This window comes from Flavobacteriaceae bacterium, assembly GCA_003443635.1.
In the GTDB taxonomy this organism is placed as follows: domain Bacteria; phylum Bacteroidota; class Bacteroidia; order Flavobacteriales; family Flavobacteriaceae; genus AU392.
This window is the reverse complement of record CP031964.1, coordinates 1,507,377-1,519,127: the sequence shown is the minus strand read 5'-3', so window position 1 is coordinate 1,519,127 and position 11,751 is coordinate 1,507,377. Positions and strand designations below refer to the sequence as shown.

Annotated in this window: 8 protein-coding genes; all 8 read left to right on the top strand. The window is 31.6% G+C overall.

Going from position 1 to position 11,751, the window contains the following annotated elements:
• The first annotated feature begins 92 nt into the window (after nt 1-92).
• The 8 genes from D1817_06910 to D1817_06875 all read left to right on the top strand — a co-directional run bounded on the left by D1817_06910 (nt 93) and on the right by D1817_06875 (nt 10,686).
• Entirely contained in the window at nt 93-3,305 is a 3,213-nt protein-coding gene (locus tag D1817_06910; protein AXT21241.1) for a hypothetical protein, read from the top strand.
• Between the two features lie 426 nt (nt 3,306-3,731).
• Entirely contained in the window at nt 3,732-4,826 is a 1,095-nt protein-coding gene (locus D1817_06905) for a cupin (GenBank protein AXT19613.1), read from the top strand.
• Nucleotides 4,823-6,118: a sodium-dependent transporter gene (locus D1817_06900; GenBank protein ID AXT19612.1), complete on the top strand. Its 1,296-nt coding sequence runs from the start codon at nt 4,823-4,825 to the stop codon at nt 6,116-6,118. Before D1817_06905 ends, D1817_06900 begins: the two co-directional genes overlap by 4 nt.
• A 48-nt stretch (nt 6,119-6,166) precedes the next feature.
• Nucleotides 6,167-7,243 carry an isopenicillin N synthase family oxygenase gene (locus D1817_06895; protein AXT19611.1) on the top strand — a complete coding sequence of 359 codons (1,077 nt, stop codon included), beginning with the start codon at nt 6,167-6,169 and terminating at the stop codon, nt 7,241-7,243.
• 98 nt (nt 7,244-7,341) lie between these two features.
• Entirely contained in the window at nt 7,342-8,556 is a 1,215-nt protein-coding gene (locus tag D1817_06890; GenBank protein ID AXT19610.1) for an OsmC family protein, read from the top strand.
• Nucleotides 8,557-8,603: 47 nt separating this feature from the next.
• Nucleotides 8,604-9,221: a YceI family protein gene (locus tag D1817_06885; GenBank protein ID AXT19609.1), complete on the top strand. Its 618-nt coding sequence runs from the start codon at nt 8,604-8,606 to the stop codon at nt 9,219-9,221.
• Between the two features lie 109 nt (nt 9,222-9,330).
• Nucleotides 9,331-9,864 carry a sigma-70 family RNA polymerase sigma factor gene (locus tag D1817_06880; GenBank protein ID AXT19608.1) on the top strand — a complete coding sequence of 178 codons (534 nt, stop codon included), beginning with the start codon at nt 9,331-9,333 and terminating at the stop codon, nt 9,862-9,864.
• On the top strand, nt 9,865-10,686 hold the full coding sequence (locus tag D1817_06875) for an anti-sigma factor (GenBank protein ID AXT19607.1): 822 nt from the start codon (nt 9,865-9,867) through the stop codon (nt 10,684-10,686). It begins immediately after the preceding gene.
• Nucleotides 10,687-11,751: the final 1,065 nt, after the last annotated feature.

Genomic DNA, 11,751 nt, shown 5'->3' with positions numbered 1-11,751 from the left:
ATTAAAATAATTGGATTAACACAGCTTTAAGAATTGTATATTAAGTTTTCATTAACTTTAACGCTTCTTTAATACTAACTAAAAAAATGATGATAAAAAAAGTTACTTTTCTTGTGATGCTATTCAGCATTACATTGCTTTCTGCACAAGAGTTTTCAATGGATTTAGTAAAGGATATGAAGCCTCGAAGTATTGGTCCTGGAGGAATGTCTGGACGTGTTACTTCTATTGATGTTGTAAATAGCAATCCTGATGTAATGTATGTAGGTACAGCTTCTGGAGGCTTATGGAAATCTACTTCTGGAGGTATAAAATGGGATCCGATTTTTGAAAAAGAAGTAACGGCTTCTATCGGTGCAGTTGCTATACAACAATCAAACCCTAGTGTGATTTGGGTTGGTACTGGAGAAGGAAACCCTAGAAACAGTTTAAATGGCGGTTATGGTATTTATAAATCTTTAGATGGTGGTAAAAGCTGGACTGCAATGGGACTAGAGAAAACTCGAAATATTCATCGCGTTATTATCGATCCTACAAATCCTGATGTTGTTTATGTAGCAGCAATCGGATCTCCATGGGGTGAACATCCAGAAAGAGGCGTATTTAAAACTGAAGATGGTGGAAAAACTTGGAATAAAATTCTTTATATAAATAATAAAACTGGTGCTGCAGATATGGTTATGGATCCTAAAAATCCAAATAAAATAATAGCAGCAATGTGGGAGCATAAACGAGATCCTTGGTTTTTTAATTCTGGAGGAAAAGGTTCTGGTTTACATATTACTCACGATGGTGGTAAGACATGGAAAAGAATAAACGAAAAAGATGGATTTCCTAAAGGAAACCTTGGTAGAATAGGTATCGCTATCGCTCCAAATAAACCCAACATTATATATGCTTTAGTAGAATCTAAAAAAAATGCCCTTTATAAAAGTGAAGATGGTGGTTTTAAATGGCGTAAGGTAAACGATAAGAACGATATTGGCAACAGGCCTTTTTATTATTCAGATATCCATGTAGACCCTCAAAACGAAAACCGTGTATTCTCTGTATTTACTTATGTTAATGTAAGTGAAGATGGTGGGAAAAACTTCTCTCAACTAATGCCTGCTTATAATGCAGATAATGGTGTGCATCCAGATCACCATGCTTGGTGGATTCATCCAGACAATGGTCAATTCATGATAGACGGAAACGATGGAGGTGTGAATATTACAAAAGATGGTGGAAAAACCTGGCGTTTTGTAGGTAATATTCCTGTTGCTCAGTTTTATCATATAAATGTAGATAATGAATATCCTTATAATGTATATGGCGGGATGCAAGATAATGGTTCTTGGAGAGGTCCAGCTTATGTATGGAAAGCTCAGGGAATAAGAAATTCATATTGGCAAGAAATCTCTTTTGGAGATGGGTTTGATGTGGTGCCAGACAAAGATGATTCTCGTTACGGTTGGTCAATGAGTCAGCAAGGAAATGTATCTCGATATGATTGGCAAACTGGAAATAATTTTGGTGTAAAACCAACTCATAAAGATCCTAATGTTGTATTACGCTTTAATTGGAATTCTGCAATAAACATTGATCCGTTTGATAATAGTACAATTTACTTCGGAAGTCAGTTTGTACATAAATCAAAAGATAAAGGGTTAACTTGGGAAGTAATTTCTCCAGATTTAACAACTAACGATCCAGAAAAACAAAAGCAAAGCGAAAGCGGAGGCCTTACTTTAGATGCCACAGGCGCCGAAAATCATACTACAATTTTAGTTATTGAACCGTCAGTTGTAGAAAAAAATATGCTTTGGGCAGCAACAGATGACGGGCGTGTACACTATACCATAAATGGAGGTAATACTTGGACAGATGTTTCAAAAAACATTAAAGAACTCCCAAAAGGAAGTTGGATCACTCAAATAAAAGCTTCTAACAAGAATAAAGGAGAAGCATTATTAGTTGCTAACGATTACAGACGATTTAATTTTACACCTTATGCCTTTAGAACAAAAAACTATGGCAAAACATGGGAGCGAATTGTTGACGCAACGGATGCAGAAAGTTATGCTTTAGCTATTGTAGAAGATATAGAAGAGCCAAATTTAATGTTTTTAGGAACTGACGATGGTTTGTATATATCTATAAATGCTGGTAAAAAATGGACAAAATGGACAGAAGGGTTTCCAACTGTTTCTGTAAAAGATCTAGTGATTCATCCACGTGAACACGATTTAGTAATAGGAACTTTTGGTCGTGCTGCATGGATATTAGATGACATTAGACCTTTAAGAGCTATTGCTAAAAACAGTAGTATTACTAAAAATAAATTAAACTTATTTTCACCTCCAACCGCATATCAGGCAGCTTATCAACAACCAACTGGAAGTCGTTTTGGAGCAGATGCACTTTATAATGGTAAAAATAGAGGCAGTGGAGCTATCATTTCTTATTATGTGAAAGTAGATAAGAAGAAAAAAGATGCTAAAACTAAAGATGAGAAAAAAGAGGATGAAGATAATGCTTCTGAAGAAGAAAACAAGAATGTAATTAAATGGGATTCTCTATCTTTAAAAGTATATGATGGAGATCGTTTAATCCGAACCTTAAAACGTAAAACTCCAAAAGAAACAGGGATACATAAGTTAACTTGGTTTATGGACGAAAAAGGAGGAGATAGGCCTTCTCGTACTATCAGACCTAGAAGAAATGAACCGAGAGGAGTTCAGGTTAAGCCAGGTAATTATAAATTAGTAATGACTTATGGAGATCAAACTTCAGAACAAACAATTTCTGTAAAAAGTGATCCACGTTTAAACGTATCTATAAGCTCTATTAATGAAGTATATACAGCTTCCAAAAATATACAGGAACTTACACAAACTGCTGCTGATGCTGTAAAGCAATTGGTAGAAAGTAAAAATATAGCTACCCAGTATAGTTCAACATTAGCTAAGCTTGATAAAAAGAAATATAAAAATCAGATCAAAGCTTCAAAGGATATTGTTAAGAAAATTGATTCTGTAGTGGCAATTTATCTAGGGAAAGTAGATCGTCGCCAAGGGATTACTCGAAACCCAGAAGTAACAGTAATGCAACGTATTGGAGGGGCTGCTAGATATATAGCTACAAGAAAGAATGGACTAACTTCAACAGAAAATACTTTAATGCAACATGCAAAAGATGCTTTAAAAGATGCTTTAGATAAAACTAACAGTTTCTTTAATGATGAATGGAAAGGATATCAAAATGAAATGGAGCAATTAAACTTATCCCCTTTTAAAGAAGTTGAATCTTTTAAGATTGATTAAATGTAAAATTTAAGCAACTAATGAAAAACGCTCTGAAATATTCAGAGCGTTTTTCATTAGACATGATATTTAATAAATTAGTTCTACATATTATTAGTCTATTACTTTTAAGCCCCTGCTCTAAATTCCTTAGGGCCAAACAATAAATTAATTCTTTCCTTTTTGCTATTTTAGTAAAAATATAATTACTACTATTCGAGGTTTCATGTGCTTTTCATAAAGGAAAACAATAAGTGGAAAATATTAATGGATTATAATTCTAATGAAAGGAATACAATAGATGAGGAAGATTTCATGAAAGCGTACAGTATTAACGAATTTAATAAGTTTACACAAAATTAAACTCCGCTCAGCAAACCAGATACAAACATATTTAGATATAGATAATCTAATCCCTTTTTTTGTATCTTCGATTTAAAATAAAACGTGAGTAAGCAAAACTATACCCAAACTCAACTTGTATTACCTAGTCAAGATCTTACAAAGGATATAGTATATTTTACAAATTTAGGTTTTCAGCTAAATCAAATATTTCCATCAGATGATCCAGCAGTTGCAATTATGTCAGGTTTTGGGCAACAAATTTATATAGATAAAAATGCTAATTGTAATCCACCAACGTTACATTTATTAACAGATACACCTGAGAAATTTTCTAACACTGATTTAATTGCACCTAACGGTACAATTATTAAACTTTTACCTAAAACGTATCAGCTACATACACCACAAACACAGCACAAATTTGAAGTACGTAAATTAACAAATAACGATCCATGGGTCGTTGGAAGGGCAGGTATGCTTTATCGAGACCTTATTCCTGATCGCTTAGGAGGAAGTATTATTGCATCTCATATTAATATTCCAAATGGTGGTCCAGTACCAGATGTTGTACACTATCATACCATAGGATTTCAACTCATATTTTGTTATAAAGGTTGGGTGAAATTAGTTTATGAAGATCAAGGACCTCCATTTATTTTAAAAGCTGGAGATTGTGTTACACAACCTCCTGAAATAAGGCATCGTGTTCTAGAATCCTCTGACAATTTAGAAGTTATTGAAATTGGTGTTCCTGCAGAGCATATGACTACTATTGATCATGATATGAGGCTACCTACTAAAGAATTCAGGCCAGAAAGAAAATTTCAGGGTCAAACGTTTTGTCGTCATCAGCTTGAAGAATCTGAGTGGAACAAATGGAGAATCGATGGTTTTGAATATAGGGAAACAGAGATTAATTCTGCTACAAATAATGTTGCTTCAGTTCATATTGCAAGAGCACTAACTACAAATCCAACAAAGCAAGTTATAAGCCATGATGCTGATATTCTTTTTACCTTTGTTATGAAAGGTAATTTAAATTTGCTTGCCGAAAATCGCCAAGAACAAAAACTTCAAAAAGGAGATGCTTTTGTGATTCCGCCAAATATGAAATATCAAATGACCAATTATTCAAAAGATTTAGAATTATTAGAAGTGTCATTACCTGGAACATTTAAAACTACTCACCATATATGACAAATAATAAAAACCAGTATTCTTCTAATTTAGGAGCAATACTAACCATGATTGGTGTTGCTGTGGGTTTAGGTAATATCTGGCGATTTCCATATATGATGGGAGCCTATGGCGGCAGTGCTTTTCTTCTTATTTATTTAATTTTTACTATATTATTAGCGTTCCCTGCCCTACTTACCGAAATGTCTTTAGGAAAACATATTGGTACAGGAACACTAAATGCATACAAATCTCTTTTTAAAGGACGCCTTGGAGTTATATTAGGTTATTTATTAATAACTGTTGTAACTATAGCTGGATCTTATTATGCCGTGGTGGTTGCAAACGTGTTTTTTAGTGCTGGTTTTTCAGTCATCAAAGGGTTTTCTAATGAAGCTAATCCATATTTTCAACAATTGTTAAGTAATGGGGTAATTCAATATGGACTCACTATTTTACTCATTATAGCAGCACTATTTACATCCTATAAAGGATTAAAAAATGGAATTGAAAAAATTTCGAAAATTATTATGCCTTTCTTCTTATTATCTATTTTATATATGATAATTCATGCATGGCTAATGCCTGGAGCTCTAGATCGTGTTAAGCAGTTCTTATCTCCAGATTTTACAGCAATTGGTTCTACTGAAATTTTTGCAGCATTAGGGCAAGCATTTTTCTCAATAGGATTAGGAGGGACTTTTGTTGTAGTTTATGCATCTTATATTTCTAAAACTAAAGAAATTCCAAAAATTGCAATACTTACTTGTTTAGGAGATTTAGGATCTTCGCTTTTGGTAAGCTTATTTTTAGTTCCTAGTATCCTTGTATTAGGAATGAAAATGGATGCTGGTCCTTCTCTTATTTTTAATACTTTCCCAGAATTGTTTACCAATTTACCAGGAGGAAGATGGGTAGGCTCTTTATTTTTAGTATCACTAAGCCTTGTCGCATTTTTATCTTTAGTGGCATCTTTTCAAGTTCCAATAAGTAGTCTTTCGGAGCTTAAAATTTCAAAAAAGAAATTGATAATAAGCTTTGGTATTTTACAACTTATATTAGCTTTTCCAAGTGCTTTATATCCAAACATTATAGGAGTTTTAGATCTTGTTTTTGGATCTGGGATGCAGGTATTTGGTAGCATGCTAGCAATTATAGGGATATGGTGGGGAACTAAACGTAGTATTTATATCAAAAAATTATTTAACAACCCTAATAGTAAGCGTGCTTTTTTCTTTACGTTCTGGTTACGGTGGGTTGTACCAGTAACATTACTCACTGTTCTTATAGGGTATATTTATAATAGTATATAATATTTTTTAATTTTTCTGCGTATTTTTAAGCATAAAATATAGAATACAATGGCTAAAAATAAAGAAGATGGAATTCATGCTATTAATCAAGAGTTTAACAAATATGAAGGTGTTAATAAAGATCATGAATATGGTTTAGTAGAAAATGAAACTGTAGATCAATTTGACGAGGATTTTGTAATTCAGACTTGTGATATGCGTGAGTTTTTTGAAGGTGGTGAAGAAGGGAAAAAAGCATTTGCAAAAAAACTTGGGAGCGCTCTTGAAGAAATAGGTTTTGCTGTTTTATCAGGGCACGGGGTAGAAACCGAGTTATATAACTTAGCAGAAAGCAAAGTTGAAGAGTTATTTAAAACCGTATCTCTTAAAGAACGTATGGCTTACGAAGCTCAACGTCATGGATCTGTTAATCAAGGTTATTTTCCTATAAAAGAAACCACAAAAATTCATCCAGATTTAGTAGAAGGCTGGGTATTTTGCAGGCGTGCTTTTGATTTACCTGACAATTCAAATTATAACGAATCCGATTATTGGCCTAAACCCAATTTTGAACCTGTATTTCGACAAGTAGTGCAGTCTCATGAAAAATTAATTTTACCTATTATGCAGAGTATTTTAAGCTATTTAGGTTGTTATACTCATTTATATGACGAAAAATTATCTGCAACAAATTTTGGATTCAGACTTAATTATTATCCAGCTGTAAGCAAAGAAGATGATGCTTCTGGAGCTGGAAGAATGCTAGGTCATGAAGATATTGATTTATTTACCATTCTGCCAGCTCAAAGTGTCGATGGTTTACAAGTATATAATCGTGCAAATGGTAAATGGATACGATTAAATCCAGACCCAGGAACTATCATTCTTAATACTGGAGATTATATGCAACGTATTACAAATGATCGTTTACCCTCTACTACACATAGAGTAAGCAAACCAAAAGAAGCTAATTTATTAAACAAATCTAGAATCACTATTCCTATGGCGATTTATCTTTGGGAAGATGAGATATTAGAAGTATTACCAGGTTTGACTCCCGTAAAATATAAGCCTATATCTGCAATAAAATTTCATACAGGAATTACAAGCAAATATTATGGTGATGATTATGCTGTAGATAAATAAAATACTATCACATTTATCTCTCTAAAAATATCATTATATCGTTTATTAATTAGAAAGTAATATTGGTTATTTTCGACTTAAACAAAAATCCAAAACTTATGAGTTTAAAAAAAGTATCATTTTTAAATCGTGAAGGACAACAACTATCTGGTCGCTTAGAACTTCCTGCCGAACAGCAAGCGCATAACTTTGTAATATTTGCACATTGTTTTACATGTAATAAAAATTTATCTGCTGTAAAAAATATAAGTCGTGCTTTAACAAGCAATGGTTTTGGAGTGTTACGATTTGATTTTACTGGTTTAGGAGAAAGTGATGGTGATTTTGCCGATACTAATTTCTCAGGAAATGTTGAAGATTTAATTAGTGCTTCAAAATATCTAGAAGAGAACTATCTAGCTCCAACGCTTATTATTGGTCACTCCTTAGGTGGCGCTGCTTCCATTTTCGCAGCTTCACAATTAGATTCGATCAAAGCAGTAGCTACAGTAGGTGCGCCTTCAAACCCTAAACATGTTCAACATTTATTAAGTAGTAGTTTAGACGAAATAAAATCTAACGGATTAGCCGTTGTAAACTTGAGTGGTCGTGATTTTACTATAAAAAAGCAATTTGTAGATGATTTAGAAACTAAATCTCTTCCTGAAGTTGCAAAAAATTTAAAGAAAGCCTTACTGGTAATGCACTCACCTCAAGATACTACAGTAGGCGTTAATAATGCTGAAGAAATATATGTTTCTGCTCATCATCCAAAAAGTTTTGTTTCTCTGGATGGTGCTGATCATTTATTAACTAATAAAAAAGATTCTGCTTATGTTGGAGATGTAATTTCTGGATGGGCAAAACGTTATATAGATATTCCAGAGCAAGAAATTTTAAAATCTAAACATCAAGTTGTTGCGAGTTTAAATGCAGATGATGGGTTTACCACACAAATGAAAGTAGGTAGTCATTATATCATTGCCGATGAACCTATTAGTTTTGGAGGTAACGATTTTGGCCCCTCTCCTTATGAATTTGTTTCCGCTGGACTTTCTGCTTGTACAGCTATGACCATACAAATGTATGCGAAACGTAAAGGATGGAATGTGAAAAATGTACAAGTACATACTAGTTATGGTAAAACACACGCTCTAGATTGCGAAGCTTGTGACGAAAGTTCTTCTAAAATAGATACTTTTAATAGAGAAATTAAATTTGAAGGAGATTTAGATGATAAACAAGTACAACGTTTGTTACAAATTGCAGATAAATGTCCTGTCCATAAAACATTACATAACGAAACACAAGTTATTACTAAATTGATTAATTAATTGTAATTTGCCAATCAAAATATTCTAACCATAGAAAATAAATTATTATGAAAAAAATATCCTTTTTAATCTTACTAAGCATCATTACATTTTCTTGTAAAAAGAATGCTAAAGAGACAAAAAATGACGAAACTACAAATACAGAAATTGAACAATTTGTTGTTAAACCAGAAGCAACTTCTGTAACTTGGACTGCATATAAAACAACTGCCAAAGTTGGTGTTGGTGGTGAATTTAACACCTTGAATTTTGATAATAAAGCTGGAGCATCGCCAGAAGAAGCATTAAACAATTTGAGTTTTTCTATTCCTGTTAGTAGCTTATTTACTAAAGATGTGGGTAGGGATTCTAAAATAAAGTCATTTTTCTTTGGAGCTATGTTAAACACCTCTCTATTAAAAGGAAGCATAAAAGTTAATAATGGAAAATATATAGCTTCTATTACTATGAATGGTGTAACTGGTGACTTACCACTAGAGGTAAGTATTACAGAAGGAAGACGTGTAAAGTTAACAGGAATAATGAATCTTGAAGAATGGGATGCTTTAGAGGCCTTAGAAACCTTAAATAAAGCTTGCTTTGATCTTCATAAAGGTGAAGATGGTGTTAGTAAAACTTGGGAAGAAGTAGCTATAGAAGTAAGTACATATCTCAGAAAAAATTGATATCAGTCACTTACTTATATTAAGTAAATAAATTTAATCTTTAAGTAATTGCTATTTAAAAAAAATAGTTATTTCTTTACTCAGCTTTTTTAAAAGCTTCCTTCTTTTTATGGATATTAGTATATTAGTCGAAAAATTTAAGCAAAAAGATCAAAAAGCATTTCAAACACTTTATGAAATGTATAATGAAAGTATGCTTGGTGTGATTTTTAATATAGTGAAAGATACAGCTATATCTGAAGAAATCATGCAAGATGTTTTTATTAAAGCTTGGAATAATTCTGATAGTTATTCACCTGAAAAAGGACGTTTTTTTACATGGATTTTAAATATTGCTCGTAATTCTGCCATAGATAAAATAAGGTCTAAAACATTTAAAGATTCAAATAAAAACCTAAACTCCGATTTTTTCGTAGATATAATTGAAAGTAATGATAATTTAGATCGAAGTACAGATGCCATTGGCATCAGAAAAATTGTAAGTAAATTGGCTGATAAATGTAAAAAGATTATTGATCTTCTATACCTTAAAGGATATACACAAAAAGAAGCATCAGAAACCTTAGGAATGCCAATTGGAACTGTAAAGACAAATAATAGGAATTGCATAAAAGAGCTTAGAGCAATGCTTGATGTACAATAAATGGATATAAAAGAGTACATAGAATCTGGTATTTTGGAACTTTATGTTGCGGGTTCTCTTTCTGAAAAAGAGAATAAAGATGTATATTCTAAAATGTTACAGTATCCTGAAGTTTTACAAGAGGTTATTAAAATTGAATCTGCTATTATAAAATTAACATCTTCGATATCTCCTACCAGTTCTAAAAACTTATTTAGTGCTATTAAACAAGTACTAGGGCTAAAAGGTACTGAAGACGATAATGACACTAAAGTAATTAATATTGTAAAGCCTAAAACAAATTGGGCCGCTTATACAGGCTGGGCTGCCTCAATATTATTAGCTGCTGGACTATTTTGGATATCCAATCAAAATACAAGGCTTGAAAACGAAATTAAAGTTGTCGAAGCTGATAATACATTCTTAGAAGAACAAATTGAAATAGCAAATTCTAATCTTGAAGATTCTGAAAAATTAGTTAAAGTATTAACAGATCGTAATGTAATATCTGTTCCTCTTGGAGGTCAAGCTGCTTCTCCTCAAGCATACGCAAATGTATACTGGGATAAAGATAACAATAGTATTTACTTAGATGCTCAAGGTTTACCAGAACCTCCTGAAGGAAAAGTTTATCAAGTCTGGTCATTAACTTTAAATCCATTAACCCCTACAAATTTAGGTACTATTGATGATTTTGCAACAGATAGCAACAAGATTTTCGCTATAGAAAATGCTAACGAATCTCAAGCTTTTGGTATTACATTGGAACCTGCAGGTGGTAGTGAATCACCAACTTTAGAACAACTCTATACTTTAGGAGTTGTTAGTACGACGACACCTTAGATTTACATTACAAAAACTATATTATTGAAAACGAAAAAACGCCTGTTTTAAAAATAAAACTAGGCGTTTTTTACTAACCAACTTTAAATAAACAAAATATTTACTTTTATAGAATTCTTAGGTTATATTAATAACCTACTATTAATTGCTATTATAATTAAAAGAACGTTTCAAGATTTCTATATTAGTGATGAACTACTCCCCTAGTCCAACTCATATTTTAATTATTAATCTTTTTGAGGATGAAGTGTTGTTAAGATGCTCAATGGAATTATGGTAAAAGATTTCTTTTTCATGCGTTATTTTTCCCAAATAATATATTCCTCTTAATCATTTAACTATATCTTATTCTCAATATTTCAAAATACTGTTATAGTATTCTTATATTATATTTAATCAATCTTCTCTTATATTTACGAATAAACTGACAAATTGGTTTTTTTAAAAGTGTTAAATTTGTTAACTCTTCCTTTTAATAATCTCAATTTATTTCTTTATAAATAATTAGGCAATTTCATTTTTTAAATAAAGGCGCCTATTTTAAAGATTAAAACAAGCGCCTCAAACAAACTAACAAAAAACAAAAATGTTAAGATATAGAACTCTTAGACTTAGCCAAAAGTGAAGCCCCTCACAGCGTCAAATTTGATTTTCTTTTCATTAAAGCAATTTTTCCAATTAAAAAGAGGATGCTAAGAGTTCTATTAATTTATTTTATTCCAGATATTAAAAATGTTATATCATTTTTAATATTATCATTTTATAAAACGATTTTATTTTTGCTCAATAATAATTGTGGTAAACATTCTTTTTCATGCGTTATTTTTCCCAAATAATAATATTATTAAAGAGCAATTATAATATGTTTTACTGTCTAATATGTCAATGTACTTATGAAAAAAAATAATTATTATTTCTTTTCATACATACTTACGGAAATACAAACAGGGGGGTTTTAATTGTTATATTAAAATTTTGTTAAAGAAAAAATTTATTAAAAAGCATTTAAGCAATCAATTTTAATTATAATAAATATAAATTAAAGAGTCTCTTTGTAGCATAAAA